Annotated in this window: 22 protein-coding genes and 5 pseudogenes; 11 read left to right on the top strand and 16 right to left on the bottom strand. The window is 67.6% G+C overall.

The window, feature by feature from the left end; translation table 11 throughout:
• Positions 1 to 240: 240 nt before the first annotated feature.
• The 7 genes and pseudogenes from OG735_RS40515 to OG735_RS40485 form a co-directional block, all read right to left on the bottom strand.
• The gene (locus OG735_RS40515; RefSeq protein WP_327328114.1) at positions 241 to 573 is read right to left on the bottom strand and encodes a hypothetical protein; all 333 of its coding nucleotides are present in this window, start codon (positions 571 to 573) and stop codon (positions 241 to 243) included.
• A complete protein-coding gene (locus tag OG735_RS40510; RefSeq protein ID WP_327328113.1) occupies positions 563 to 2,440 on the bottom strand; it encodes a polymorphic toxin-type HINT domain-containing protein in 1,878 nt (625 codons plus the stop codon). The genes OG735_RS40515 and OG735_RS40510 overlap by 11 nt, the downstream gene beginning before the upstream one ends.
• A gap of 600 nt (positions 2,441 to 3,040) precedes the next feature.
• Positions 3,041 to 3,207 (bottom strand): annotated as a pseudogene (locus OG735_RS40505) (IS5/IS1182 family transposase); the annotation flags it as partial.
• A gap of 7 nt (positions 3,208 to 3,214) precedes the next feature.
• Positions 3,215 to 3,901 (bottom strand): HAD family hydrolase, encoded by a 687-nt coding sequence (locus tag OG735_RS40500; protein WP_327328112.1) that lies wholly within the window; start codon positions 3,899 to 3,901, stop codon positions 3,215 to 3,217.
• Between the two features lie 657 nt (positions 3,902 to 4,558).
• On the bottom strand, positions 4,559 to 5,524 hold the full coding sequence (locus OG735_RS40495; RefSeq protein WP_327328111.1) for an SDR family NAD(P)-dependent oxidoreductase: 966 nt from the start codon (positions 5,522 to 5,524) through the stop codon (positions 4,559 to 4,561).
• 33 nt (positions 5,525 to 5,557) lie between these two features.
• Positions 5,558 to 5,839: an MFS transporter gene (locus OG735_RS40490; protein ID WP_327328110.1), complete on the bottom strand. Its 282-nt coding sequence runs from the start codon at positions 5,837 to 5,839 to the stop codon at positions 5,558 to 5,560.
• A 443-nt stretch (positions 5,840 to 6,282) separates the two neighbouring features.
• On the bottom strand, positions 6,283 to 7,677 hold the full coding sequence (locus tag OG735_RS40485) for an amidohydrolase family protein (protein WP_327328109.1): 1,395 nt from the start codon (positions 7,675 to 7,677) through the stop codon (positions 6,283 to 6,285).
• A gap of 496 nt (positions 7,678 to 8,173) precedes the next feature.
• Here OG735_RS40485 and OG735_RS40480 point away from each other — a divergent pair, with 496 nt between their 5' ends.
• The gene (locus OG735_RS40480) at positions 8,174 to 8,464 is read left to right on the top strand and encodes an Atu4866 domain-containing protein (RefSeq protein WP_327328108.1); all 291 of its coding nucleotides are present in this window, start codon (positions 8,174 to 8,176) and stop codon (positions 8,462 to 8,464) included.
• 366 nt (positions 8,465 to 8,830) lie between these two features.
• Here OG735_RS40480 and OG735_RS40475 read toward each other — a convergent pair whose 3' ends face one another.
• From OG735_RS40475 to OG735_RS40465, 3 genes are all read right to left on the bottom strand, one after another.
• Positions 8,831 to 9,706 carry a helix-turn-helix transcriptional regulator gene (locus tag OG735_RS40475; protein WP_327328107.1) on the bottom strand — a complete coding sequence of 292 codons (876 nt, stop codon included), beginning with the start codon at positions 9,704 to 9,706 and terminating at the stop codon, positions 8,831 to 8,833.
• A 365-nt stretch (positions 9,707 to 10,071) separates the two neighbouring features.
• Positions 10,072 to 10,947, bottom strand: coding sequence for a helix-turn-helix transcriptional regulator (locus tag OG735_RS40470; protein ID WP_327328106.1), 876 nt, complete (start codon positions 10,945 to 10,947; stop codon positions 10,072 to 10,074).
• 355 nt (positions 10,948 to 11,302) lie between these two features.
• Positions 11,303 to 12,493, bottom strand: a complete 1,191-nt coding sequence (locus OG735_RS40465; RefSeq protein ID WP_327328105.1) for an IS110 family transposase — start codon at positions 12,491 to 12,493, stop codon at positions 11,303 to 11,305.
• 339 nt (positions 12,494 to 12,832) lie between these two features.
• Here OG735_RS40465 and OG735_RS40460 point away from each other — a divergent pair, with 339 nt between their 5' ends.
• The 3 genes and pseudogenes from OG735_RS40460 to OG735_RS40450 all read left to right on the top strand — a co-directional run bounded on the left by OG735_RS40460 (position 12,833) and on the right by OG735_RS40450 (position 14,490).
• Complete coding sequence (locus tag OG735_RS40460) at positions 12,833 to 13,258, top strand: VOC family protein (protein WP_327328104.1); 426 nt, start codon at positions 12,833 to 12,835, stop codon at positions 13,256 to 13,258.
• A gap of 85 nt (positions 13,259 to 13,343) precedes the next feature.
• Positions 13,344 to 13,662, top strand: a pseudogene (locus tag OG735_RS40455) (hypothetical protein); the annotation flags it as partial.
• A gap of 294 nt (positions 13,663 to 13,956) precedes the next feature.
• Complete coding sequence (locus tag OG735_RS40450) at positions 13,957 to 14,490, top strand: hypothetical protein (protein ID WP_327328103.1); 534 nt, start codon at positions 13,957 to 13,959, stop codon at positions 14,488 to 14,490.
• A gap of 15 nt (positions 14,491 to 14,505) precedes the next feature.
• On the opposite strand, the gene ku is transcribed toward OG735_RS40450, so the two are convergent.
• On the bottom strand, positions 14,506 to 15,438 hold the full coding sequence (gene ku / locus OG735_RS40445; RefSeq protein WP_327328102.1) for a non-homologous end joining protein Ku: 933 nt from the start codon (positions 15,436 to 15,438) through the stop codon (positions 14,506 to 14,508).
• Between the two features lie 392 nt (positions 15,439 to 15,830).
• On the opposite strand from ku, the gene OG735_RS40440 reads away from it, so the two are divergent.
• Positions 15,831 to 18,206 (top strand): transglycosylase domain-containing protein, encoded by a 2,376-nt coding sequence (locus OG735_RS40440; RefSeq protein WP_327328101.1) that lies wholly within the window; start codon positions 15,831 to 15,833, stop codon positions 18,204 to 18,206.
• 36 nt (positions 18,207 to 18,242) lie between these two features.
• Here the strand turns inward: OG735_RS40440 and OG735_RS40435 are convergent.
• Positions 18,243 to 18,394 (bottom strand): annotated as a pseudogene (locus OG735_RS40435) (IS5/IS1182 family transposase); the annotation flags it as partial.
• A gap of 206 nt (positions 18,395 to 18,600) precedes the next feature.
• Positions 18,601 to 18,762: a hypothetical protein gene (locus OG735_RS40430; RefSeq protein WP_327328100.1), complete on the bottom strand. Its 162-nt coding sequence runs from the start codon at positions 18,760 to 18,762 to the stop codon at positions 18,601 to 18,603.
• Between the two features lie 232 nt (positions 18,763 to 18,994).
• Here OG735_RS40430 and OG735_RS40425 point away from each other — a divergent pair, with 232 nt between their 5' ends.
• From OG735_RS40425 to OG735_RS40415, 3 genes and pseudogenes are all read left to right on the top strand, one after another.
• Positions 18,995 to 19,360 carry a hypothetical protein gene (locus OG735_RS40425; protein WP_266540809.1) on the top strand — a complete coding sequence of 122 codons (366 nt, stop codon included), beginning with the start codon at positions 18,995 to 18,997 and terminating at the stop codon, positions 19,358 to 19,360.
• Between the two features lie 124 nt (positions 19,361 to 19,484).
• A pseudogene (locus OG735_RS40420) lies at positions 19,485 to 19,670 on the top strand (IS5/IS1182 family transposase); the annotation flags it as partial.
• 174 nt (positions 19,671 to 19,844) lie between these two features.
• Positions 19,845 to 20,589, top strand: a pseudogene (locus OG735_RS40415) (transposase).
• 383 nt (positions 20,590 to 20,972) lie between these two features.
• Here OG735_RS40415 and OG735_RS40410 read toward each other — a convergent pair.
• A complete protein-coding gene (locus OG735_RS40410) occupies positions 20,973 to 21,407 on the bottom strand; it encodes an Rrf2 family transcriptional regulator (protein ID WP_327328099.1) in 435 nt (144 codons plus the stop codon).
• Between the two features lie 128 nt (positions 21,408 to 21,535).
• Between OG735_RS40410 and OG735_RS40405 the strand changes: the two genes are divergently transcribed.
• Positions 21,536 to 22,291, top strand: coding sequence for an SDR family NAD(P)-dependent oxidoreductase (locus OG735_RS40405; protein WP_327328098.1), 756 nt, complete (start codon positions 21,536 to 21,538; stop codon positions 22,289 to 22,291).
• 945 nt (positions 22,292 to 23,236) lie between these two features.
• On the opposite strand, the gene OG735_RS40400 is transcribed toward OG735_RS40405, so the two are convergent.
• Together OG735_RS40400 and OG735_RS40395 are read right to left on the bottom strand one after the other, a co-directional pair.
• Positions 23,237 to 23,686 (bottom strand): Fur family transcriptional regulator, encoded by a 450-nt coding sequence (locus OG735_RS40400; protein ID WP_327328097.1) that lies wholly within the window; start codon positions 23,684 to 23,686, stop codon positions 23,237 to 23,239.
• Positions 23,683 to 24,279, bottom strand: coding sequence for an ATP-binding protein (locus tag OG735_RS40395; RefSeq protein ID WP_327328096.1), 597 nt, complete (start codon positions 24,277 to 24,279; stop codon positions 23,683 to 23,685). Before OG735_RS40395 ends, OG735_RS40400 begins: the two co-directional genes overlap by 4 nt.
• 427 nt (positions 24,280 to 24,706) lie before the next feature.
• Between OG735_RS40395 and OG735_RS40390 the strand changes: the two genes are divergently transcribed.
• Positions 24,707 to 25,081 carry a VOC family protein gene (locus OG735_RS40390; protein WP_327328095.1) on the top strand — a complete coding sequence of 125 codons (375 nt, stop codon included), beginning with the start codon at positions 24,707 to 24,709 and terminating at the stop codon, positions 25,079 to 25,081.
• 346 nt (positions 25,082 to 25,427) lie between these two features.
• Positions 25,428 to 25,685: a hypothetical protein gene (locus tag OG735_RS40385; RefSeq protein ID WP_327328094.1), complete on the top strand. Its 258-nt coding sequence runs from the start codon at positions 25,428 to 25,430 to the stop codon at positions 25,683 to 25,685.
• The last annotated feature ends 20 nt before the right edge of the window (positions 25,686 to 25,705 follow it).

The following is a 25,705-nucleotide window of genomic DNA, read 5'->3' as shown; positions in this document are numbered from 1 at the left end:
GATCCGGACGGCGGCGGCATCCTGCCGGGGCGTTGGAACGACGGATCCCGGCCGACCGAGGCCCGCACAACCTTGCCGTGTGCTCACGCGCCAAGGGCCATGAGCTCCCCAGGGGCACTTGACGACGGGGCGCGCCCGGCAGGGCGCGCCCCTTTCGCGTTGAGACCCGCGTTCTCCGCCGTTCTCACGGGGCCGCGCCGCCGGTCGGCGCGCGCGGTCAGGACGGGCGGGCGCCGGGTGTCACCCGGACGCCAGCCGGTCCCCCTCGGGGGTGTTCGAGAGCCAGCAGACGCCGCCCGCGGGGATCCAGGCGACCCGGTCGAGTGCTGCGGCGACCCGGTGGAGGACGGCGTCGTCGCCACCGGCCCAGGGTTCGAACCCGGTGTCGCCGATTTCTCCAACAGCCATCAGGCCGCCCCTCACCACGTCGGCGAGCACCTCGCCGGCCAGGGCTCGGAAGTCGCCGCTCGACGACTCGGCCGCCTCACGTGCGAGCCCGATCAGCCGGTCCACCGGTACCCAGTCGTCCAGACCCTCGACGAGAAGCTCACGGACGATGACCTCATTGTCCATCGGGTAGATGCACCTTCATTCCTTTGCCGGTGACCGGGAAGATGTCAATCGTCTCTCCGCCGGACCGGGACGAAGTACGCCACTGGATGACCGTTCCGTCCGCAAGCTTGTAGACGTCCGGGATCTTCGGCCCTCGGGCCGGCAGCCGCTGCGCACCGGCGGTCCACCGATCGAACGCCCCGCGCATCTCCGCGACGCTCGACATCTCCTTGACGTGTGGCTGCTTCCCCTTCGGAAGGGCATCGAAGCCGGACTTCCATACACCGCAGCCGTTCGCGTTGTGCACCAGAAGGGGCGTGTCGCCGGCCAGTACGTAGAAGGTGTGCAGATTGGCAACGGTGAGGTTGTGGACCGTCCGGTGCTGGTCGGTCCACGACCTGACCGCGCTGATCTGGACGCGTGTGCCCGCGCTGGTGCGTAGCCACCCGCCCGGCTCCAGCTGCTCCGCCGTGGCCCACGCCTCGAGGTCGTCGACCCAGAATGGGTGTCCTTCGGTCGCGGTGACCGTGGCAGTGCCGTCGTCGGTACGTATCGTGACGTCGACAAGGTTCTTCTGGCCCTGGCCGGTGATGTGGGCAGTGACAGGCTCGGCCTGAGCTAGACCGCTCTCCGGGTCACTGGCGAGCACTTGGTCGCCCACCTGTACCTGGTCGATGGGCAGGCGTGAGCCGTCTGCCATCATCACCGCAGTTCCGCCGGGAAAGCTGTTGCAGGTGACGGCTTCCTCGCCCTTTCGGGCCTTCTTGACGTCCTCGGCGGTCAGGAGACGGTCGCCGGCCCGCAGCCAGTGCAGGACGGACAGCCCTCCGAGTACTCGTTCCTTGGTGCCGAGCCTCTGACCGGTTACCACGTCCTTGCCGACGATGGCCTCGACGACACCCTTGCCGTCACCGACACCCGGCAGCAGGTCCAGCAGCAATGACATTCTGCGCTGCTGTTCGGCCTCGTCCAGACCTGAGGAGCCGGCCCCCCAGGTGTCCCCGATATGGGAGAAGTCGAAGTCGATCCCCGGCATGTCGCGGAGCTTCTCGGCACCCTTCTTGATGCCGGGTACGTGCTTGTTGGCCTCCTTGACACCCTTGTTGGCCTGGACGATGCCCTCGTTCATCTCCTTCATGCCCTTGTTGGCCTTGGAGATGCCCTTGTTGGCCTGGGACAGGCCACTGTTGACCTCGGCGACGCCCGCGTTCATCTCCCTCAGGCCGCGGTCCATCTGCGCGAAGCCTTCGTTCATCTGGTCGAAGGCGGCGTTGAGTTCAGCGAGGTCCTTCTCGAAGTCGAAGATCGGCTTCGCGTCCGGATACTTCGGTGGTGTGTAGTCCGGGAAGTAGTCCCCCAGCGCGACGGTCAGGAGGGTGAGCGTCAGCAGCGAGCCGCTCTGGTCGCCCAGCAGATCATCCGCCTTGGCCAGGTTGGTACCCAGCTTGTCGAGGTGGGGTTTGGCGCTCTTGAAGGTCTTGACAGCCTGTTCCAGGAGCTTCAGCTGCTGCGCAGGGTCAGGGACGGTGGTGGGGTCCACCAGGTCCAGCGGCTTGAGGGCCTCCAGCGCCTTCAGGTTCTTGTCGAACTCCTTGAAGCTCGCTCCGTGGTCCTTCATGGCGTCCTGTGTGACGAACAGGAACAGGCCGACGCCGGCGCCGAGTTTGACCGCCTTTCCGGCGAACTCCTTCAGGCATCGTGGCCGTTCGAGCAGCGGCAGACGGTCGCAGTTCGCATACTGCGCCACCTTCAGTGCGATGGCCGCCAAGCGCTCCACGCGGCTTTTCTCCGCGGCCGCGGCCGGGGCCGTGGACGCCATACCGCCGGTGAACAACATGGCCAGTGCGACGACGTACGTCGCGATTCTTGATCTGAGATTGCGGTGCATGCATTCCTCGACCGGCGCTCGTCGATACCCTCCGACGAGCGCCGGTTCTCGTTCCCCGTGACAGTCCGACTGTCTTGTTACTGGCGCGTAGCCAATTGGTCATGCGCACCGTATCTCACGACATGTCACCGGGTTGGCGGCCCCCTGCCGTGACGGAGGCCGGAATCCGCCGGGAGGCCGTCCGCAGAGATACGTGCCGGCTCCTGGCCGGTACCTCGCGCACCCGCGTTCCCAAGCCCCGCGGCGAAACCCGCGACTGGGACGAGGACTTGGGCGAGGACGTCGACGGCGAGGAAGCGGCGACGGTCAGCCGACCAGCGAAGGACCTGCTGCGGTTCTCCGCCCCGCACGACGCGCGCCAGCCGGCAGCGTTCATCGAGCTGCGGGTCCTCAACCCCGAGCGGGTGCACTGGCGGCGCGGCTTCCAGGCCGCCCAGCGCTACACCAAGGAGCACCAGGACCTGTGCGTGCCCTACGGCTACCGCACTCCGCCCAACTGGTCCCCGCCTACCTCCCGCTGGGTGTGCGGGTCACCGACTGCCGCCGGCACTACAACGCCGACCGCGCCGCCCAGCTCCAGGCCCTCGGCATGGCTGGTCGCACTTCGACGCTCCGGTCATCCAGCGACAAGCCCCACGGCCGGCCCCGGTGGACTGTATCGACACTGGCGCGACGCAGCACCGTCCCCAGCCTCGCGAACTGGCGCGGGCTCAGCCCGGTGAACGGGGCATCCAAGACGGCTCCGACGCCGTGATCACACCAGCCACAGCAAGATCATTCCGCTGCCGGCGATCCCTCCGGCTGGTGAGGGTGGGTTCCGGACGCAAAGGCGAGAATGTCGCAGGCCGCTTCACCCAGGCTCCCGAAGTGACGATGTACGCCATCCACCGCAACAGGAGCGTTGACCCCCCACACCGTCATGCCGGCACGCAGCCCGGACTGCACCCCGGAGGGGGCATCCTCGATAACCAGACAGTCCTCCGGCTGGGCACCGAGCCGCTTGGCAGCCAACAGATAAGGGACAGGTGAGGGCTTGCCTTCCTCGACGGAGGCAGCATCCACGATGACGTCCGGGACCGACAAGCCGGTCCTGGCAAAGCGTCCGCGCACCCGGTGCTCGTAATTCGACGTCACCAGCGCCCACGACCCCGGGGGCAGAGCGTCCAGCAGCTCAGACGCACCGTCGAACGCCGTATACACGCCGGACCGCACGTCCTCGTCCTCCAGGTCATGCAGCGCGGCCAGGCACTCCCGTGGGTCACGGTTCGGAACGACATACGCGAAGGTCTCCATCGGCCTCGTCCGCAGCGCCACTTGGTAGACCTCATCGGGATCCAGCCCGTATCGCTCGGCCCAGACTCGCCAAACCCGGCGCTGGTTGTCCACGGCATCAATCAACGTGCCATCGACATCGAACAGGACATACTTCTTGGCTCCGGGCTGAGCAGGTTCACCGATCACCCCTTGATCATGCCATCAGGCCCCGGGCAAACAGGTTGCGGGACAGCCCTTAGGCAAGCTGAAGACCACACGCTGCTGAACTTGATTGGGCGATGTCGGGGCGTTCAGGCTCGGGCGCCGCAATCGCCGTGCGCGCGGGCGGGGAGAGACCAAGTTCGCGAACGTACCGGACGAGTTGAGTCCGGTACCGCGCCGAAATGGTGGCCGCTCCGTTTCCACGGGGCCACGCTCGGCAGCCACCGTGAGCCCGCGCTCCGAAAGGTCCCGTTCCACCTGGTCGATCCGGGCCACGCACACGCCCCCTGGTCGCTCATGGTCGAAAGGGTGATGTCACCGGCTCGGAGACATTGGCAGACCGCTGATCAGGGGCATGACCACTCGCCACGCTCGTCGAGGTGAAGCAGGCCTTCGTCACGTGGATGCCGGCACGCTCGGGCCCGGGCCCGGAAGCATCAGGTCCGACGAGAGCCCTCTGTAGTACAACCACGATATTGAAGATCGAAGGCCCAACGGACCGGTCTGGTGACCTGATTGGCCGGAGCTCCGGGGGCTTTGACCTGGGTTATGTGGCGTCGGAACCTTCAGCGGTCGTGTTGATCGACTGTCCTCTCGGACCGGCCGACCAGCGGCTCAAGTGGTGGATGCGGAGGGAGCCGCTCAGACGGTTGCCGCGAACGCGTCGACACCTGTGAGCTCGGCCGAGAACTTCCACAGCCGCGCCGCCTGCCCGGGGTCAGTCGCGTAGGCGCGTACGCCCCCGGTGAGCTCACCCTCGCCCGCGGGCTCGGCGATGTCGCAGTCCTCGCAGTAGACGCCGCCCATGCCCGCCAGCTGTGGGGAGGTCGCTGCCCACACTTGCGTCGCCGCACCCTGGTCCGGGGTCTTGAACTCGGCGTTCGCCACGTTGCCGTCCTCGTCGATCCAGCCGGCAGCGAGCATCTCCTCCCTGGGCACGTGGCGCGCCAGCTGGGTGGCAATGGCGCCGGGGTGCACCGAAAACGCTCGCACACCGGCGTCCCGGCCGAGCGCATCGAGCTGTATGGCGAACAGTGCGTTGGCAGTCTTCGCCTGCCCGTATGCCTGCCACTTGTCGTAGCCGTGCTCGAACTGCACGTCGTCCCAGTGGATGTCCGAGAACTGGTGGCCGCTGGAGGACACCGTGACGACTCTCGCCCCGCCCCGCGCGATCGCCGGCCAGAGCCGGTTGACCAGTGCGTAGTGGCCGAGGTGGTTGGTCGCGAACTGCGCTTCCCAGCCCGGTCCGACTCGTGTCTCCGGGCAGGCCATGATTCCGGCGTTGTTGATCAACAAGTCGATGCTGCGGCCGGAGGCGATGAAGCGTTCGGCGAAACCGCGGACACTTGCGAGGTAGGAGAGATCCAGTTCGTCGACCTCCACGCTGTCGATGGCGGCGACCGCCTCCTGAGCGGCCGCGCGGCGCCGGGCGGGCACCACGACATGGGCGCCGGCGCCGGCGAGTGCCCGCGCCGTCTCCAGTCCAAGGCCCGAGTAGCCGCCGGTGACGATCGCGAGCTTTCCGGTCAGGTCGATCCCGCGCAGGACCTCCTCCGTGGTGCTCTGGGCTCCGAAGCCTGACCCGATCCTGTGCTGAGGAGTTGCCATGCTTTCAAGCTACGAGCTGGAATGCGCTCGAAGTCAAACGCGTGGCCGAGCCCTCGTCGGGTTCACTCCGGCGAGGGGGTGTCCCAGTGGTTCCGGGCAAGAAGTCCCCGCGGTGGCTGCGCTGGCGGCCACCAGCCGGGCGGTGATCACGGCGCGTGACCCGAAGCGGTCCGACAGCGGGCCGGCGAGGAGGAATCCGGTGGCGTGGGCGAAGCCGAACGCCGTGGCGGTCCAGGTGGCCTGGCCCGGTGTGGTGCCGAACGAGGCGGCCATCGGGTGCAGCAGAGCCAGGACGGTGTACATCTGGCCGGCCATCAGGACGCCGAGTGCGGTCAGCCGGGCGATGGTCGCGGCGGCGGGCGCCCAGTCCGGCGGCTGGTCCGGCGCGGGTCACGATTGCTGACCGGGGGAATGTGCTGGGGGTGGGACATGAGGACGTCAGAAGTGACATCTGGTCGGCCGACCGCCTCCTTGGGAGCGGCATGAGGGTTCGACGGCGCCGCCGCGACAGGGGGCGGCCAGTGTTGGGAGGGAAGCGGTTTTCTGCGTGTGCGGGGCGGAACGGGGCCCAATGCCAGGTTCACGGGCGACGCAATGTGGATACAGGCCGCTCGTTTCCTGGGTGCGCAGCACCACGCTTGCGCGACGGACCGTGTGGCCCGCAGCCCCGGGGCTCTTTGGCAGCCCGGAAATCAGGGGTCCGCGGTGGGTGCCCCCGGCCGCGGGAGGGACGGCCGGGGGACGATGAAGGGGAATACTCAGGCGGCGGGGGTGTTCAGCACGTACTCGCGCGAGGCGTGCACCTCGCTGCGCAGGGCGGGCAGGTCGACGTCGAGGACCTGGCCGTTCCACTTGCGGGGTTCGCCGTTGACGAGGACGGCGCTGATGTTGCGGGCGTCGGAGCCCAGCACAATGGTGCCGATCGGGTCGTTGAGCGGCATGTTGTTGATGTCCTCGGACTGGATGACCAGCAGGTCGGCCTTCTTGCCCGGGGTGAGTGAGCCGGTGACGCCCCCGAGGCCGTTGGTGCAGGCGCCTTGGAGGGTGGCGAAGTCCAGGACGTCGTACGTGGTGATCCGGGAGGGCTGCCGCCGGTCGGTGCCGTAGACGGCGTTGACCGCACGCATTCGCTGGATGGCGTGCAGTGCCCGCATCTGCGTGAACATGTCGCTGGCCAGGGCGACTTCGACATCGATGCTCAAGCCCGGGCGGATCCCGACGGACAGGGCCTCGTCGACGGCGGGGATCGCGGTCTCCAGGCCGATCTGCGCGTCGGAGGTGGGGGCCAGCGCCACGGTGGTCCCGGACTCCCCCATCGCCTTCCACGCCTCGGCGGTCAGTCCGGTGGCGTGGATGAGGGTGACGTCGGGGCCGAGGATGCCGTCCTTGGCCCAGCGCCGCACGGCCTCGGAGGACGACCTGCCGAAGACGGCGTCCACGCTCACACGGATCCCCAAGTCCTGGGCAACACGGGCGAGTTGCCGCCCGTACGCGAGAGTGGGGCCCCCGATCTCGTCGGTGGCCAGGGCGGCCAGGCGCAGCGTCAGCAGCTGATCGTCGCTGCTGAAGTACTGGTCCTTGAGCCGGGTCAGGTCGCCGGGCCACTGCCGGTCCCAGTCGCCGAAGTGCGGGCCCATGGAGGCGTGCACGCCGCGGATGCCGGCGTCCAGGAGGGCCTGGATGGCGGCGTCGGAGTGCTCGCGGGTGCGGGAGTTGTGGGAGAAGTCGAGCATGGTCGTGATGCCGCTGTCGATCGCGGTCAGGGCGGCCAGTTTGGTGCCGATGTACATGTCCTCGGGCCGGTAGACCGTGGCGTAGCCGGCCAGGGTGGCCATGACGTAGCCGCCGAGATCGTCGACGTCCGGCATGATCCGCCGCAGCTGGGCCTCCCAGGCGTGCCGGTGGGTGTCGACGAAGCCGGGAGTGATGATGGTTCCGGTGGCATCGACGACGACGGCGTCGCCCGCGCTGAGGTCGGGGCCGACCGCGGTGATCGTGTCGCCCTCGACGAGCAGGTCGCCGCAGTCGATGACGCCGAGGTCCCGGTTCATGGTGACGATGGTCGCGCCGCTGAACAGGATGCGCCGCGTGTCGGCCGGCCGGCGCCGGAGCTGGTCGAGGACGGCAGCGCTGGTCGTGTCGTTGACGTTCATGAGGGGTCTTCTTTCCATGTGCCGGCGAGGGCCGGACTGGTGTGCCGTCAGGGGCGGTCGAAGCTGCTGGACCCCCAGCCTCGGCCGCTCCGCTGCGGCTAACCACGCCGCCGTTTCCCCAGGTGTCGCGCACCCAGGCTCAGGACGTGCCCCGGCACGCGATTCCGGGGCCGCACAAGGGATCAGCCCAGGTGCATGAAGCGGCCGGGGGCTCCCGCGATCACCGCTTCGCCGCGGGAAGACAGGCGGCTTTCACCGACGCGGTGCCGCTGGTATGCACGGAGTCTGGAGGCACAGGTGCGGCGCATCCGCCCACGTGGCCGACCTCGTTGCGAATCCCACCAGAGCCCACCGACCGGACCGGCCAGGCGCCGTCGGCCGGCGCCGCTGCCGGGCGCACCGCTGCACGCGATGCTGGGTGCGCAGCACCCAGGAAGCCCTCACCTGGGGAGACGGCGGCCTGGTTGCCATCGGCCGCCGGGCCGACCGTAGAGCCATGACCAGCAACGACACTCCCCGCGACCCGCACCTGTACGTCGGGATGTGGGTGACCGCGGACGGATTCATCCGCCAGGAACTGCTGCCGAACGGCCGCTACGACGAGGCCCGCGGCAACCGCCAGAGCGCCTACACCGGCCGTTACAGCGTCACGGGCAACCACCTCGACTACGTCGACGACACGGGCTTCACCGCCACCGGCGACATCCGCGACGGCGTTCTCTTCCACGAGCACCTGGTGCTCTACCGCGAGGGCGACGAGCGCGCCCGGCAGGGAGCCCGACCATGACCAAGATCCACGTGCAGGTGACCGTCTCCGCCATCCCGGACCAGGTGTGGGACCGCAAACCGTGACTTCTACGCCCTCCACACCGGGCAGCCGCTGATGACGGCCACCACCGCGAGAGGACGCGTACTTACCGCAGGGGCGTCATCCCGGCCTCGTCCGTCGCGGCGTCGATCGCGTTCGCCATCGACCAACCCGCCGAGGTCGACGTCAGTGAGACCATCGTCCGTCCCACCGCCGACCAGGTCTGAGCCGTTCACCGTCCCCTCCGAGTGGTGGGGAGGGGACGGTGTCGTCGGCTCGCGCAGGCGGCGGGGGCGAGTTTCCTTGGGGGGCAGAGGGCCGGGTCGCGCGCGAGCAAGTAGGAAGTCAGGGGTCGCTGAGAGCTCGGCCGGATTCATCCTGCACCGTTTGTGCGGACTCCCCTCGGGCGGCGATGGCACGGAGTTCGGCGAAGGCAGCCGCGGTGACACTGGCCGACTCGGCCTGGTAGACAACGAGTTGCTGGTGCGGGGCATCGTTGACCGTGAAGGCCGAGAACTGGATCTCCAGAGCGCCGACCTCGGGGTGTGTGAGGTTCTTCGCCTGCTGGGTCTTGCCCTTCACCTCGTGCCGTGCCCACAATTCAGCGAATTCCGGGCTCTTCGCGCGGAGCGTGTAGACGACTTCGGTGATCCGCGGGGAATCGGGGTCGTATCCGTAGGCCGCGCGAATTTCGGCGACGCAGGAGTTCGCGCCCTTCTCCCAATCCTGGTAGAAGGAACGCCCGGCCGGGTCGAGGAAGACCATGCGGGCCAGGTTGTCGAACCGCTGGAATCCGCTGTGCAGGGCCGCGGCGAGGGCATTGTGCGCCAGGATGTCCAGGGCCGGTCCCAGGACGAAGGCGGGGGTGTCGGGCCAGCTGTCGAGCAGCTGGAGGAGCTGGGGGCTGATCCGGTCGTGACCGGCGGGAACGCTGCGGCGTTCCTGAGGCGCCCGGGTAAGTCTGCGCAGGTGGTCGAGCGCCTCGTCGTCGAGGTGGAGGGCGGCGGCGACCGCGTCGATCACCTGGGGCGACGGGCTGTTCTCCCGGCCCTGTTCCAGGCGCATGTAGTAGTCGGAGCTCACGCCCGCGAGCATGGCGACTTCCTCGCGGCGCAGGCCCGGTACCCGCCTGCGGCCGTGCTCCGGCAGGCCTACATCCTGCGGCTTGAGGGCTTCGCGCCGTGCTCTGAGGAACTCTCCCAAAGGAGTGGTGTCGCTCATGACCCCAACCTAGTGGAGGAGAATGCCGACCGCCGGTGGGCGGAACGTCCGGGCGTCCGACGATGCCACGCCCGCGAGGTCGGCCGCTTACCAGAATCAGGCCGCAGGGCGCGGTCCGCGGCGCCCTGCCTCATCGGTCCCTCCCCGCGCAGGCTCGGCACGCGCCGCCGGGGGGCCTCGGCAATCCCGCCTCGGCCGGGCTGAGCCGACCGAGGCACGAACGGAGTATCTCCCCCAGCTCCACAATCCGGGTCATGGCGTCATCTTCCTTCGCGTCCACCCAGGCAGGGAGCCGTGAGTGTAGCCCTGGCACACCCAGGAAACGACGGGCCGGGCTGTGTCCTCGGGGAGCCGCGAGCGCGCACTCAGTCCGTGCCCATCGCGGTGTCCTGCGCGGGCACGGGGCTGGCACTGAGCGAGCCGAGCAGGGCGAGGGCGTCGGCGGAGGTGCTGCCCGGTTCGGCTTGGTAGACGATGAGTTGCTGGGTGGGGGCACTGTTGACAGTGAAGGCCTCGTAGTGGAGCTCCAGGTCGCCGACCTGGGCGTGGTGGAAGAGCTTGGCCTCGCGGGTCTTGCCGCGCACGTCGTGGCGCGCCCACAGGACGCGGAAGTCAGCGCTCTTCATGGACAGTTCGCCGACGAGCTCCCGCAGCCGCGGGTCCTCGGGGTCGAAGCCGGCCGCCCGCCGCAGTGTGGCCACGCTCGATTCGCCGGCTCGGTCCCAGTCGCGGTAGAAGCCGTGCGCGGTCGGGTCCAGGAACGTCATGCGCAGCAGGTTGTCGTAGTGGGTGAAGCCGGCGTACAGGGCGCCGGCGAGCCGGTTGCGAGCCAGGATGTCCAAGGCGTGGCCCAGGACGAAGGCGGGCGTGTCGCTCCAGGTGTCGAGGAGTCGCCGCAGGTGTGGGCCGACGCGTTCGACGCGGGGGGCGCGCCGCGTACGGCGCGTGGTCGGGGTGGCCACGCGGTACAGGTGGGCCACCGCTTCGTCTTCCAGTTGCAGAGCTCGCGCGACGGCTTCGAGTGTCTGCTGGGACGGGTGCCGTTCGCGGCCCTGTTCCAGGCGCATGTAGTAGTCGGTGCTCACCCCGGCGAGCGTGGCGACCTCTTCACGGCGCAGACCGGGCACCCTGCGACGGCCGGATGTGGGAAGTCCCGTGTCTTCGGGGCGCAGCTGGGCACGCCGCGCGCGGAGGAAACCTCCCAGCGCGTTCTCGGCGGCGGGGTCCTTGTCTGAGTCCATGGTGTCGAGGCTAGGGCGCCGCAGTGCCTTGTTGTGGGGGCGAAGGGGGGCGCACTTCACCTAGGAATCGCGCACCCTGGACAGCTGCGACCTGGTTGTTTCTCCGGCGCCTCCCCACGGTGAGTGCCTGACCTCTGCATCTACAGCTCGTGAAGTGCCCGGCCGCTCACCGACAGACAGCACGTCACCGTCCCTGACATGTCAGCCGTGCTGGTGCTGTGAACCTCGCATTTCATGGACGCGAGCGCCCCGCGCTGACGGGCAAGTGTCCAGTCCCCGTCGCATCGAAAGCTGACCGATCTCACTGAGACGTGACGGCCCGGAGGTTCGTGTCACCGATTCCTAATGCCGTTTGTCAAGCCGCGAGGGCCGTCGGCGGCGTGAGCTCGTAACACCGTCCGTCCCGCAGGAGGGCCCAGAGAACGTTGACGCGGCGCCGTGCGAGAGCGAGGACGGCCTGGGTATGGCGCTTGCCCTCGGCTCGTTTGCGGTCGTAGAACCGGCGGGACTCCTCGCACCTTCGGATGCTGAACAAGGCGGAGGTGTAGAAGACGCGTTGGAGCCTACGGTTGTATCTCTGGGGGCGCCGCAGGTTGCCGCTGATCTTCCCGGAGTCCCGGGGTGCCGGGGCGACACCGCCGAAGCCGGCGAGCCGGTCGGGAGTGCCGAAGACGCTCATGTCGCCGCCGGTAGCGGCCAGGAACTCGGCGCCAAGGATGACGCCCAGGCCCGGCATGCTGGTGATCACTTCGAAGTCGTGGTGCTCGCGAAACCGGGCCTCGATGAGCTTGTCGATCTCGGCGACCTGCTGGTTGAGACCCATCACCTCCGCCGCCAGCGTGTGCACCATCCGGGCGGTCAGCCTCTCGCCCGGCAGGCTGGTGTGCTGCCGCTCGGCGGCCTCGAAGGCTGTCTCGGCCAGTTGGTCGGCGCGGTGGGCCTTGCGGTTGCGCAGCCAGGTTTCCAGCCTCTTGCGGCCGATCCGGCGGAGGGCAGCCGGCGTTTGGTAGCCGGTCAGCAAGATGAGCGGGCCGGTGTTGGTGAGGTCGAGCGCGCGCTCCAGGCCAGGGAAGATGCCGGTGAGTTGGGCGCGGAGCCGGTTGACTGTGCGGGTGCGGTCGGCGACCAAGTCCCTGCGCCGTCCGGTGAGGATCTTCAGATCGGTGACGGTCTCGTCGCCAGCCCGTAAGGGGTGCAGGTCGCGGCGGATACGGGCCTGGTCGGCGATGACGGCGGCGTCCTTGGCATCGGTCTTGCCTTCGCCGCGGTAGCCCTCGGACGCGCGGTGGATGGCCCGGCCGGAGAGGTAGAGCACCGGTTGGTCGTGGTTGAGGAGGATCGCGATGGCGAGGGCGGCTCCGCCGTCGGCCAGGTCGATGCCCCAGGTCACCTCGTCGCCCAGGGCCAGGACGTCGGCGAGGAGTGCGAGCAGTTCGGGTTCGTCGTGGGCGACGCGTCGGGACAGCAGCCGACGGCCGCTCTCGTCGATCGCGACGCAGTGGTGGTGACTCTTGCCTGCGTCGATGCCGGCCCAGATCGCGGCCATGGTGCCTCCGTGCGGTGCGGTGTGCTGATGCCTCCGACGGACGACCTCGCTGTCGATTCCCTACAGAGCGATCATTCGCAATTCCTAATTGGCAGCCGAGTCGTCGTGGGGCGTCGGGCGGCCAATCAGTGGAAGCCACAAGCGGCAGAAGTTTGAAAGCCACACCCGACACCCCTGGGTGGGCCAACCATACGAAGGGCTCGCCCGGTCCCGGAGAAGAACGTAGGGAACGTAGGGAAGCTTGAGCGGCGGATGCCATTACGGCATCGGGAGAGCCAGTCGAGCGCTTAACGCACCGGTTTCGCGCACTCTGGCCACTGCTCACGGCACAGTGGAGGCATGAACGCAGACGAGAGGAACCTTCTGGCCCGGGGACGCGTGGCGACCAGGCTTCCCGCACAGGACCTGGACCGGGCACGGCGTTTCTACTCCGAGCAGCTCGGTCTGGAACCCGTCGATGAGCGGCCCGGCGGGCTGTTGTACCGGTGTGGGGGTGTGGAGTTCGCGCTGTTCATGTCGACGGGAGCCTCTGCCGGCACCTTCACTCAGATGGGGTGGCAGGTCGACGACATCGAGGCAGCCGTGGCGGACCTCAAGCAGCGCGGCGTGGTGTTCGAGGAGGTCGAAGTGCGTGGGTTCCGGACGAGGGACGGGATCGCGGAGATCGACGGGAACTATCCGAGCAAGGGCGCGCGGGGTGAACGCGCCGCCTGGTTCCGCGACAGTGAGGGGAACTTGCTGGGTGTCGGCGAGCTGGTCTTCTGAGCAGAGCACCCGGACTGACAAGATGATCAGATTTAGTAAGAGTTCGGCGAGATGGGTCAAGGTTCGATGAGATGGGACAGCCAGTGGAGTCCTGCCCGACTGCTGGCTTCTGATCGAATGGCCCGCCGGCGCCGAGGCTCCCACTGGCTACTGGATGTCCAACCTGCCGGCCCACACCGCGATCACCGATGTGGTCCGTCTGGCCAGGTGCGCCGGCGCATCGAGCACCACTACCGCGAACTCAAGCACAGTCTGGGCCTGGACCACTTCGAAGCCGTTCCTGGCCGGGACGACACCACCATGTCACCCCCGTGACCGCCGCCCACGTGGCTTCGAACGAGTTTTCTGGCCCCAGGGGAACGAGTCTTCTGGCCGCGGTTAGCGATCTTCGGGGCCTGTTATGAACGAGTCGATTGGCTCCACCAGCCGTGAGAGCCGTGCGAGGCCCTCTTTCTGGCCGCGGTGTCAGTAGGCAGATGCCTGGTGTTGCAGGGTTGGCCTGCGAGCCGGGGCGAAGACCGGCGCTAAGCCTTCGTCGGCCCTGGTGGGCCGTTGACGGAGTGTGAACTGGACCGGTGTGATGGGATCCTCGTGATCAGCCACGCCCAGGAAGCGTGGAGCAGACGATCGCCTTAGCCCGTTACGTCCAGTCCAGGGCCGCTGGCGAAGGTGACACACAGCCGTGAGGGAGACGTGACGTGGCTGTCCCATGGGGGCTCCTGATATCCACCGCCGGTGGCGTTGCCGCCACCATCGTGGGTGTCATCGCAGGCGGCATCGTCGGGCGCCGCAGCCAGAACCGGCAGTGGCTTCAGGAGTCGAGGACGACCGCCTACGAGAAGTTCCTGCAGGCATTCGGCACCGTGGAGATGGAGCTCCGCCATGCGTTCCTCGACAAGCGCCGGCCTGCCGTCGTCTGGGAACCGTTCAACGCCGCGCTGCAATCGATGTGCCTGGTGGCAAGCCGGGAAGCCATCACGGCAGCCGAGCAGCTCTGCGACATCATCGAGGAGTTCACCATCCTCTTCCACGGTCGTCAGCCGACAGACCTCGAAGAACTCCGGCCGATCCACAGCGGGTTGCACGAGGCGCACTTGAAGTTCGTCAACGCGGCTCGCCGCTCGCTCGATACGTCGCAGGAACACCTTGCCCGGACACTGGGCGGCCCGTCCGCGTGGCATGGGTCGAATCCTTCTATGCCCGAGGTGATGGACCCGGTGGGGAGTGAATAGCAGAAGCTTTAGCTACTAGGCACTCTTCGGCTTCCTGCCGGTGTTCTTCTTCGCGGTCGCCTTCTTGGTCGCGGTCTTCTTGGCGGCGGCCGTGCTCTTCGTGGCCGCCGCCTTCTTCGCGGCGCGTTTCTTGGGCATGTCGTGGACGGTGGCGTGATCGCCGCTCTCCCCGCGGGATTCCTTCGCTGCTTGGACGGAGGCGTTGAGCGCGGCCATGAGGTCGACGACCTGCCCCGCGGGCTCCGGCTCGCCCTCCGCCTTGGGCGGGGTCTTGCCTGCGGCCTTGGCGGCGATGACTTCTTCGAGTGCTGCGCGGTAGTGGTCGGTGTAGCCGGAGATGTCGTCGGCCGCCATGGTTTCCATGAGCTGGATCGCGGCGTCGACCTCGGAGTCTTCCAGGTCGACCGTCTTGGGCGTGAGCGCGGCCGGGTCGCGGATCTCGTCGGGCCATCTCATGGAGTGCAGGACGATCGCGTCCTCCTTGATCCGCAGGAGTCCGAGACGCTCTCGGTTGTGCCAGGCGAACTTGGCGACGGCGACCTTCGCGCTGCGTTCCAGGGCCTTGCGCAGCAGTACGTAGGGCTTGGCGGCGACGGCTCCGTCGGCAGCGAGGTAGTACGAGTCGCCGATGCGTACCGGGTCGATACTGTTGGCGGGCACGAACGCGACGATCTCGATGGCCTTCGCCGTCGGCAGCGGCATGCTGTCCAGGTCCTCATCAGTGACCTCGACGATGGTGTCCTTCGAGACCTCGTAGCCTCTGCCGATCTCGTCGTTGCTCAGCTGTTTGCCGTCGATCTCGCACACCTTGCGGGTGCGGATCCGGCCCTCGTCCTCCAGGTGGTACTGGTGGAAGCTGATCGATCGGTTCTCGGTGGCCGGCAGCACCTTGATAGGGATCGTGACCAGGCCGAACGAGATCGCACCGCTCCATACCGGCCTCGGCATGAGACACCTCCTCCACCGCCGGAGTGCCAGCCTAAGACGCCTAAAACGCTTCAGCATGTCCAATGGCGTGGGCCGTCTCTGATGCGCACTAAATCGAACACATGATTGAATTTTGGCCATGGCCCACACCTCATTCCCGCCCGATCTGGTGCAGGCCCAGCGCGACTGGCCCGCACCTACGCGGAGCTTGCCGACCGCCAGGCCCCCTACACGGCGCTGCGCCGCCGCCTGATGCAGTTGTCCTCCGGGCTTCAAGATCCAGACCCCTTGGCCAACGGTTACGCTGTGCCGCGTTAATCTTCCATGTCCTGCCGCCCAACAGCATTGCAGTAACTGACCGTTGCGCGACGGCCGCCTCCGGACGTCCTGCCTGCCCGAGGAGTTGTCGTTAGATGAGCGAGCACCGTCCCAAGCCGCCGCATTCCCAGGGCGACGAACCCTCCGCGGCAAGCAGTGCCGCCGAGCAGTCCAACTGCCCAGCCCCTTCCGGGGACACTGCCCCGCAGACTCCTTCCGATTCGCACGAGGCCCGGCATCCGAACGGCGAAGACGCCGAGGACGGTCGTACCACCCAGCCTGGCGGTGACGGCCTGCACGAGGAGGCGAACACCGGCGACGACGGAAGTGATGGTGGCCGGGGAGGCGACGGAGGCAAGGGCTCGGGCAACGGCCGCGAAGGAGACCCTGGCAAAGCCCGCCGCATCGACTATCCGCGTCACAACAAGTACGGATGGCGGCGCTGGGTGCCGTCGTGGAAGCTGGTCACCGGCCTCTGTCTGGGCTTCATCGGCAGCTTGATGGCGGCTGCCACCATTGCCTACGCAGTAGTGGAGGTCCCGGACCCGAATAGAGCGTCCGAGGCGCAGAACAACGTCTACTACTGGGCGGACGGCACGCAGATGGCCGCCACCGGTGGCGAGATCAACCGGCAGATCATCCCGATCTCGCAGATCCCCGAGGACATGCAGAACGCGGTGATCTCGGCGGAGAACAAGACGTTCAGGACGGACTCGGGTGTCGATCCGATGGGTATCGGCCGGGCTCTGGTGAACATGGCCAAGGGTGGGCAGACCCAGGGTGGCTCCACGATCACCCAGCAGTATGTGAAGAACGCTCGGCTGGGCGACCAGTCGCAGACCTTCAGCCGTAAGTTCAAGGAGCTGATTGTCTCCGTCAAGGTAGGCGCCAAGATGGGCAAGCCGGATATCATGGCCGGTTATCTGAACGCCTCGTATTACGGACGTGACGCGTACGGTCTCCAGGCCGCGGCCCGCACGTACTACGGAATCGACGCCAAGGACCTCAACACGGGGCAGTGTGCGTTCCTGGCCTCACTCCTGAGAGACCCCGTGCACTTCGACCCGGCCGGGTCGGTCGACATCGATCCCGCCGCGACGCCCGAGGCCAACACCGCCCGTGTCACCGAGCGCTGGAACTGGATCCTCGACGAGATGCTCAAAGACGGTCACCTCCCTGCCGCGGAGCGGGTCAAGTACAAGAATTTCCCGATGCCGAGAAACGCCGCCAAGAACGGGCAACTCAGCGGGCAGGTCGGCTATCTGGTGGACCTTGCCAAGTCCTACTTCCTCAGCACCAACGACCAGGGCATCGGCGCCGACGATCTCGCGAGGGGCGGCTATGAGATTCACACGACCTTCCAGAAGGACAAGGTCGACAAGTTGAAGGCCGCGGTCAAGAAGGTCCAGGACGCCAACATCAAGCCCAAGAAGCGCCCGGACACGGACACCTTCGTGCAGTTCGGTGGCGCCTCGGTCAACCCGAAGACCGGCGAGATCGCCGCCGTCTACGGCGGCGAGGATGCGACCAAGCACTTCACCAACGGCGCCGATGAGACCGGTGCCCAGGTCGGATCGGCCTTCAAGCCGTTCGTCCTGGCGGCCGCGATGGAAACCGGTGTGCGGGACCCTCTCAAGCCCGAGGACCAGGGGCTGGATGACCGCAAGCTCGTCGATCCCGACAAGAGCGTCTACAACGGCAAGAACAAGCTCAAGATCAAGAAGTACGACGGTTCCGTCTGGACGAACGAGAAGGGAGAGGAGTGGCTGCAGACCAACGACGGCGGCGAGTCGTACAAGAACATCACCTTGCGTGAAGCCATGGTCCACTCCGCCAACTCGCCCTTCGTGCAGCTGGGCATGGACATCGGCATCCCGGAGGTCAGAAAGTCGGCGGTGAAGGCCGGCCTGCTCGAGTCCTCCTTGTCCAAGTCGAACGTTCCGTCCTTCTCGATCGGTATCTCCTCCCCCAGCGCCATCCGCATGGCCGGCGCCTACGCGACGTTCGCGGCCAACGGCAAGCAGCGCGACCCGTTCTCCGTCAAAAAGGTCGAGCATGAGGGCAGGACGGTCTACGAGCACGAGGACAGGACCAAGCAGGCCTTCACCACGGCCGTCGCGAGCAATGTGACCGACGTGCTCAGGTCTGTCGTCGACGAGCCCGAGGGCACCGGCAAGAACGCCCGGCTCCCCGGTCGGCAGGTCGCCGGAAAGACCGGTACGACCGACGGCAACAAGTCGGCCTGGTTCGTCGGCTACACGCCGCAGCTGTCGACCGCCATCGACATGTACCGGCTCGACGACAACGAGAAGAACAAGAACCGCGCATTCCTCGAGATGTACGGCACCGGTGGCCAGGACAAGATCCACGGAGCGTCGTTCCCCTCCGAGATCTGGCAGACCTACATGTCGGAAGCGCTCAAGGGCCAGCCCGTGATGAACTTCCCGGCCCCCGAGCCGATCCGGCCCTGAGACCATCTGGGAGGCCCAGACGTTGTTTCATTTGGTGAGTCGACGGCAGCCGGCCAGCCAGGACGCGGTCCTCTCGACGACCCAGCGATGACGGCCGGGTTACTTCGAGGGCTCGATGCCCTGGCGGGCGATGCGGTGCCGGTGCCGCGCTTGCGGAGCCAGCGGCGCAGGTGGTCGTAGGCGTAGCCCACCGCCGCCGACGGCCGGCATCATGGGCCTATCCCAGCAGGCAGATGGCGCCGGGCAGCACCGCTCCCGCACTCAGACGCCGGTGAGTACATGGGGCGCTCGCACCGGCCTGCCACGACCTGCCGGAGTGAGCTGAAAGGCTGCGTCACCTCCACAACCGGGAAGCAACAAGCGGGCGTTCGCCGGTCGCGGTGTGCCGAGCACCTCACGCGGGCTGTCCGGAAGCCTCGGCCGGGCTGTCATGGCCGGACCCAGTCCAAGCCGCCCTCCACACCCACAACCACACCCGCATCCGCATCCCGGTGAGCCTGCGCACGACGAGGACCGCCGGCACGCCGAAGGCGATGTCGAGGACGTCGGCGACCATCAACACTCCCACTGCATCCCTGCAGCCCAGGAGGAATGCCCATCTCGCAGACCACGCATGCCTCGTGAGGCGACACACCCGGCGCGGGAGGAAGCGGAGCCAGCGATCGTGAGCGGCACCCATTTTTCGGTCACGATGAGCTCAGTCCGATAACTGACTACTTTCATGTATGGAGGAACGGTTTGGATTGTGGAGTTCACGCATAGAGATCGATGAATCTGGAGGTACCACCATGGTCCGTCTCCGTTCGGCCTCGCTGGCCCTGCTGACCGCTGCCGCATGCGTCGCGCTCCCCGGGCCATCGGCCTCGGCCTCCCCCGGCGACACCGCGACCATGTGCTCGAGCTCCTTGACGCCGTCCGGCTGGGTCGATGTGCAGTGGTGGAACAGCTGGGCGTGCGGCACCACGTTCAACCCCAATATGAAGAAAATCCAGCAGGTCTCCGGCATGCCCATCGGATCCACCGTGAACGCCTGCGCCTCCACACTGCCCCCGGCGGGCTGGGTGCAGGTGAACCGCTTCTACAGCGGCGCCTGCCAGTACTCAGCAGTCCCCAGCCATGACCCCAACACCTGGACGATCAAACGGGTTTCCTGAGGCCGAAGGTCTCTCTCGAGAGGGAGAACGCCGGGTACATCGGTGACTCAGGCGTCGTTTCATTTGGGGCTGGCGGCCGTTGGACCGTTCGTGGCTGATCTGGTTGAGCGGCTGATGCCGGAGTCCCCAAGGCGGAGGCCGACGGCGGGCGGGTGACCGCGAGGCCCGGGCCGCGATCATCTTCGCGGCCACCTCAGGCTGCGCGTTGCGGCAGCTCCCGCCGGTCCGAGCTGGCAGACGATCTACCGGCGCTTTTGCCCAGTGGAGCCGGCAGCGTGTCTGGGCCCGGCTCCACCGCGTAATCCTCGATGTCTGGCTGACCGGCTTCCGCCGACTCCACCGCCGCAACGAGCAGAAGCGGAACACTCCTGGCAATGTGTACCAGCCCGTTTCAGACGGTTCACTCCTGTCTGATCCCAAGACACCCCGGCTTAGCTCCTTTTGCGCCCTGGGGAAGGACCGCGTCCGACGGCACTACCGAAACATGACGCGACACTGCCCATATCTCAGCGACCTGTCCGATGCCCGCTGGGAATTGCTGGAACCCACGCTGTCAGCGTGGCGAGCCGAGCGCAGAGGCAAGGGCCTGGACATCGGGCGCCCACCCGAGCACGACCTGCGCCGCATCACCGCCTGGCAGAGAGAGGCATCTTCGACCAGCTCAACGGAGTGCTCCGCCGACTGGTTCGGCAGGCCGAGGGGCGGGATGCCGAACCGAGCCCTTGCGTACTGGACGCGCGGAGCGTCAAGACCTCCGCCAACGTGCCTACGGCCGGCCGAGGCATCGCCGCAGGCAAGAAAATCGCGGGCCGCAAGCGCCACCTCGGTGTCGATGCCCTCGGTCTCCTGCTGGCCGTCCGGGTGACCGCAGCGAGCGTTTCCGACAACTCCGGCGGCATCCACGTACTGTCCCGAATTGCCGCCGAGAACCCCCTCGTCACCAAGGCCTGGGCCGACACCGGCCAGCGAACCAAGGTCGTTGACTACGGAGCCCGCCCCGGCGTCGACGTCGAAGTTGTCCAACGCGACCCCGAAATCAAAGGATTCAAGGTGATCCCCCGGCGCCGGGTTGTCGAGCGGACGTTCGGCTGGCTCATGCACCACCGGCGCGTCGCCCGCGACTACGAGACCCACTCCTACCGCTCCGAAGCCATAATCCACGTCGCGATGATCGACCTCATAAGCCGCCGACTGACTCGCGATCCACCCCGAACTGGCGCGACCTCTGATCGGCCTCGGCACCATCACGCGTCTCCACCTACTGCCGCAAGCTACTGGCACGAAGCTCCAGCAGGTCGACACACTCACGGAGATCAGGCTGTGGCAGCCCGCGCTCGCGCATCAATGCGATGGCCTGTATGTGGCGACCGTCGGCGATCAGAGCGTCCACCTCTGCTCGCGCCTCGGCCGACAGCCTGCTCCACAACGAATCATCCACGCTCGCATTGAACCTGCCGAGCAGCCATAGCCGCATGGCGGCACCCCCGATACCAAACACCTCCGCCGGGACAAAACGATGTCTTAGTGGCATAACGGCGTGATTGGTTGCCAGACTGTTCGCTGGCCTGGGCATGGATGGGGGCCTTGGTGATGTCAGGACGTAACGGGGAGGCTAGCGAGGGGCCGCGAGGACGTCCCGGAGCACGTCCTCGAGTGTGACGCGGGCCAGCTCGAGCCTCAAGGTCTCCTCGATGCCCTCGTAGATGCCCTGCATCGCCGGCTGGATGCCGTAACCCACCACGCATCCCTGGTCCGGGGTGGCGCGGTGCATCGCGAACAGCGGGCCGGGTTCCACTGCCTCGTACACGTCGAGCAGGGTCATCGACCCCAGCTCGCGCGCCAGCGACCAGCCCGCACCCACGCCCCGCCGGGACTCCACGAGCCCCGCCCTGCGCAGCTCGCCGAGCAGCCGCCTGATCACCACGGGGTTGGTGTTCGCGCTGGTCGCGATCTGCTCGGAGGTGGCGACCTCATGGCCCTGGCGCTGGTAGAGGCCGATCCAGGCCAGCGCGTGGGCGGCGATGGTCATTCTGCTGTTGGCGCTCATGAACCCCTCCTCCCGGCCGCAACGCTTCATGTTACGACGACGTAGTCGTAACAACAAAAGTTGCAATGAACTGTCGTAACCATTAATGTTTCGACTATCGGGAAGAGTCAATCAACGAGGTGAGAAGAATGAACAAGCGGCTCACGGGCAAGGTCGCCCTGGTCACCGGGGGGGCGCGCGGACTGGGAGCCGCGACCGTACGACTACTGGCCGAGCAGGGCGCCGACGTCGCGTTCACCTATGTCAGCTCCGAGAAGCAGGCGCAGGCCGTCGTCGACGAGGTGCTCGGCAAGGGAGCGAAGGCCGTCGCCTTCAAGTCCGACCAGGCGGACATCAGTCGGGCGCCGGCGCTGATCGACGACGTGGTCGCGCACTTCGGCGGCCTGGACATCCTCGTCAACAACGCGGCGATCTCGGTGGAGCAGGGCCGCACGGTGGACGACCCGGACGCCGACACCGCCGCACTGGACCGGATGCACGCCACCAACTACCTCGGAGTGATCGCCGTCATCCGGGCCGCCTCCCGCGTGCTTCGCGCGGGCGGCCGCATCATCACGGTGAGTTCCGGACTGGGCTCCCGGGTCGGTGCCCCGGGCCTTGCCGACTACGCGGCGACCAAGTCAGGGATCGAGAGGTACACCATGGGAGTCGCACGGGACCTCGGGCCCCGGGACATCACGGCCAACGTCGTGGAGGCCGGACTGATGGAGAACGGCATGCAACCGCCGGACCCCGAGACCCTCAAGGCCATGGTCAGCTCGCTATCCCTGCAGCGCGTGGGGCACCCCGACGAAATCGCCGCGGCGATCGCCTTCCTGGCGAGCCCCGCCGCGTCGTACGTCACGGGCGCGGTGCTGGACGCCCACGGCGGCTACAACGCCTGAACCGGAACCCTGCCGCGCCCCCGAAGGACGGCATCGCACCTTCGGGGCGCGCACCGCCGACGAGCACCACCAGCACCAGGGCGCACACCCGGCATGCAGTGAGCCGCTCGTGCAGCACGACGAAGCCGACCACCGCCCCCACGGCAGGGCTCAGCGCGAGCAGGAGCCCGAAGGCCGCGTAGACGCGTGGGCGAGTTTATGGGCGTCGGCGGCATCGATGCTCAGGCCATACACGGTGTTGCCACGAGGCGAGGAATGCGACGGCCTCGGGGGCTCGGCCGCGCGCTTCATCGCGGCGGTCTCGGCGAGCGCGTCGAACAGGTCGCCGGCCGCGGCCCGGGTGTAGACCGAGCCGGGCGCAACGGTGTTGTAGCCGACGGTCCCGGCCGCTGTACTCGGCCATCCAGCCCTGCATCAGTGATGCCCGGAACGGGCCCGAGCCAGCCACCATTGTCACGGTCGGCGGTCGGCGGTCGGCGGTCGGCGGCCGGATGCAAGCGCAGAGCGCGCCGGAACCTACCGCGCGAGCCGGTGCAGAGTGGCGGCTGCCTCGGTCCACTTCCCGGAAGCGAGGTCGAGCTGGGCCAAGCCCCACCGGCCGAGCGTCGAGGCAAGCCCCATCCGTGGGCTCCCGCTTTGCCGACGACGCGTGGCGCGTACCGCTCGCAGGTCCCGGCGTCATCCGCGGGCCTGGCAGCCAGCATCAACTACGTCGCTCATGCCGTCCCGACACTGGATAAATTCGAGCCGGGCGTGACGTGGCCCCGCCCCGGGCGGCCAGGCTGCAAGGGTTCCTCCGGACTTGCCTCCCAGGTGAAGTAGCTCGACGGTGCGATGCGCTACGTCCAGCCACCGGCGCGATCAGCATCCTGAAGCTGGACACCGGTGCCGCCCGCCTCCACATGGCAGGGGCTCACTCGATGCGAGCGGAAGCGTCCGACGCCATCAGGACGCCACGGCGCTGTCCCGGCAGTCGGGGCACAAGCCCCAGAAGGTCACGGCGGCCTCCTGGGTCTCGTACTCCTTCGGCAACTGTGGCTCCATGCAGGGAGCCGCACCCACCGTGCACTCGACGTCACGGATGGCGCCGCAGCGACGGCACACGAAGTGGTGGTGGTTGTCGTGGTGCTCGATCTCGTAGCGAGACGGATGGCCGGGAATCTGCGTGCACCGGACCAAACCGGCGTCCGTGAGGGCGCGCAGTACGTTGTAGGTGGCCTGGAGGGACAGGCGGCCCGTGACTCGCTGGGCGCGCTCGCGCAGGGTGTCGGCGTCGAGGTGGCCGGGCGACTCGCAGACAGCCATCAGCATGGCCATGCGCTGGGCTGTGACCCGCATGCCTGCCGTGCGCAGCTGTGTCGCGGCCAGCGCCATGGGTTCCTCGGCGGTCGTCATGCTGCCCCGCTCTTCAGGGTGTCCAGGCCGTGCAGGTCGGTCCCCCCGATCCATGGTGTGTGCCGACCGTCCAGGTCTGCTGTGTCCACGTCGACGGACAGCTCGAACCACACGCTCTTCCCCACGGGCCCGTGCTCATAGCCCCACCGTGCGGCCAGCATGTCCACGAGTGCCAGTCCGCGGCCGTCCTCATCCTCGGGGCCTGAGTCGGTCGGGCAGGGAGGTTCCGAAGAGCCGTCGCTGACCTGGCAGCGTAGACCGGACACCCGTTCGAGGGTGAGGCGCAGCGGGCCGACCGCGTGACGCAGCGCGTTGCACACCAGCTCGCTCGCCAGCAGCTCGGCGGTCGGGACGAGCTCGCCGACACCCCATCGGGGCAAAACATTACGTATCGCGGCCCTCGCCACACCGCACGCGGTGGGTGACCACGGCAGCGGCCAGGGCCCGGCCACGAATGATTCCACGCAGTTCGCGGCCAGGGGCACGTCGACGGCAGCGGGGGGTGCAGGGAGAGTGGAGCACTGAGGGCCGGGGGAAGCCGTATCGGCGATCCTTCCGCGCGGACGAGGTGCTCGGGGGGCTGTGCGGTCCATGAGGGCGCGCCTTCGGGGGACGGTTGCAATCTCCCTTTCGACGGTACGGCTTTTCTGGAGTCCGTCAAGACTATGGAGTGCATCATCCTTCATGATTCATGCAAGCTACTGGAGAGGATCGCATCCGGCTCTGGGCTTCGGAAACCAGCCGAGCCGTACTACCCGCGGCGAACGCGTTGCACCGTCCAGCCTCGTCCGCTGTATCGCCATCTGCTGGGCGTCGTGGAGGCGGAAGATCACCCGACGCCATTTGGGGCCGTTCGACGGCTTCCGTCCCGCTTCCAGGGCCAGGACATCCCGGCGTCCCACTTCACGGAGGAAACAACCGCACGTGGTGTGAGGCAGCGACCGGTAATCGTTCGACAGTGGCTTGCGGGTCCGACATCCTGCGGAGCGACGACGTGAACAGACCTCAGGGAGAAGGCCGTTGAACCCCACCATCCGCCACATCACCTTCGACTGCACCGGCGAGCCGTACGAACTCGCCCAGTTCTGGAGCGCGTTGCTCGGGCGCCCCGTGTCCGACGAGGACAAACCGGGTGATCCGGAGGCGCTGATCGAAGACCCGGAAGGTGGTCCAGGTCTGCTGTTCGTACGGGTGGAGGAGGGCAAGACAGCCAAGAACCGCGTCCACTTCGACCTGAAGCCTACGGGTCGCAACCGGGCCCAGGAGGTCGAGCGGGCCCTGGAGCTGGGTGCCCGGCAGCTCGCGGACCACACCCTGCCGGACGGCAGGGGCTGGGTCGTCATGGCCGATCCGGAGGGTAACGAGTTCTGCGTCGAGCGAGGAGAGCTGGGCTGACGCCTGCACCGGTCGTACATGGCGAAGGCTCGTGCTCTGTTGAGGGAGCATGGGCCTTCCGGCTCTCCGGAGACCGCACGTGCGTGGCTCGTGCCACGGGCGAAGGGCCCGGACAGCGCCACACGGGAGCATGAACAAGATTCACTGTCCCGACCAGCCCGTGCGCACTCGCAGCTGAGCCCGTTCCACGCCCAGAAAGTGCTTGACTCCACCAGTTCCGCGAGAGACATCCGCGAGCAGTGCGGCCGTGGGTGGCGCTGCGCCGCGCCACCATGGCCGAGGACAACAGCTCCGACGCCCCCTCTCCTCCTCGTCGCGGGTGTGCCGCACCACGATGATCAGGCCCATGATGCCGACCTTCAGCGTGCCGAAGGAGACGTACCGCCAGGCCGTGATGCCACCGATCGAGTCGTTGAAGATCGGGCCGTACAGGGCGCGCGGGGTCCTCGGTCTCCGGCCTGATCCTCCTGGCCGACAGAGCGGCGACCGGTGCCGGCGGGTCTGTGCCTCCCTGCTCGATACCGGCCCGCCACCCGCCGTGACCTGGGCCCTTCTGGCCGCGATACCTCTGCTCGCGGCCGCGCTGCTGCCCCGCCGACCGTAGGGAGGACGGGTCCGTTCACC

The sequence above is a fragment of the Streptomyces sp. NBC_01210 genome (assembly GCF_036010325.1).
Classification (GTDB): domain Bacteria; phylum Actinomycetota; class Actinomycetes; order Streptomycetales; family Streptomycetaceae; genus Streptomyces.
This window is presented reverse-complemented; position numbering and strand designations above follow the sequence as displayed.

Coding starts and splice junctions, on each gene's coding strand:
- OG735_RS40515 (WP_327328114.1), bottom strand. CDS start 573: ATGGACAATGAGGTCATCGTCCGTGAGCTTCTCGTCGAGGGTCTGGAC.
- OG735_RS40510 (WP_327328113.1), bottom strand. CDS start 2,440: ATGCACCGCAATCTCAGATCAAGAATCGCGACGTACGTCGTCGCACTG.
- OG735_RS40495 (WP_327328111.1), bottom strand. CDS start 5,524: ATGGCAACTCCTCAGCACAGGATCGGGTCAGGCTTCGGAGCCCAGAGC.
- OG735_RS40490 (WP_327328110.1), bottom strand. CDS start 5,839: ATGGCCGGCCAGATGTACACCGTCCTGGCTCTGCTGCACCCGATGGCC.
- OG735_RS40485 (WP_327328109.1), bottom strand. CDS start 7,677: ATGAACGTCAACGACACGACCAGCGCTGCCGTCCTCGACCAGCTCCGG.
- OG735_RS40480 (WP_327328108.1), top strand. CDS start 8,174: ATGACCAGCAACGACACTCCCCGCGACCCGCACCTGTACGTCGGGATG.
- OG735_RS40475 (WP_327328107.1), bottom strand. CDS start 9,706: ATGAGCGACACCACTCCTTTGGGAGAGTTCCTCAGAGCACGGCGCGAA.
- OG735_RS40470 (WP_327328106.1), bottom strand. CDS start 10,947: ATGGACTCAGACAAGGACCCCGCCGCCGAGAACGCGCTGGGAGGTTTC.
- OG735_RS40465 (WP_327328105.1), bottom strand. CDS start 12,493: ATGGCCGCGATCTGGGCCGGCATCGACGCAGGCAAGAGTCACCACCAC.
- OG735_RS40460 (WP_327328104.1), top strand. CDS start 12,833: ATGAACGCAGACGAGAGGAACCTTCTGGCCCGGGGACGCGTGGCGACC.
- ku (WP_327328102.1), bottom strand. CDS start 15,438: ATGCCGAGGCCGGTATGGAGCGGTGCGATCTCGTTCGGCCTGGTCACG.
- OG735_RS40440 (WP_327328101.1), top strand. CDS start 15,831: ATGAGCGAGCACCGTCCCAAGCCGCCGCATTCCCAGGGCGACGAACCC.
- OG735_RS40430 (WP_327328100.1), bottom strand. CDS start 18,762: ATGGTCGCCGACGTCCTCGACATCGCCTTCGGCGTGCCGGCGGTCCTC.
- OG735_RS40425 (WP_266540809.1), top strand. CDS start 18,995: ATGGTCCGTCTCCGTTCGGCCTCGCTGGCCCTGCTGACCGCTGCCGCA.
- OG735_RS40410 (WP_327328099.1), bottom strand. CDS start 21,407: ATGAGCGCCAACAGCAGAATGACCATCGCCGCCCACGCGCTGGCCTGG.
- OG735_RS40405 (WP_327328098.1), top strand. CDS start 21,536: ATGAACAAGCGGCTCACGGGCAAGGTCGCCCTGGTCACCGGGGGGGCG.
- OG735_RS40400 (WP_327328097.1), bottom strand. CDS start 23,686: ATGACGACCGCCGAGGAACCCATGGCGCTGGCCGCGACACAGCTGCGC.
- OG735_RS40395 (WP_327328096.1), bottom strand. CDS start 24,279: ATGGACCGCACAGCCCCCCGAGCACCTCGTCCGCGCGGAAGGATCGCC.
- OG735_RS40385 (WP_327328094.1), top strand. CDS start 25,428: ATGATGCCGACCTTCAGCGTGCCGAAGGAGACGTACCGCCAGGCCGTG.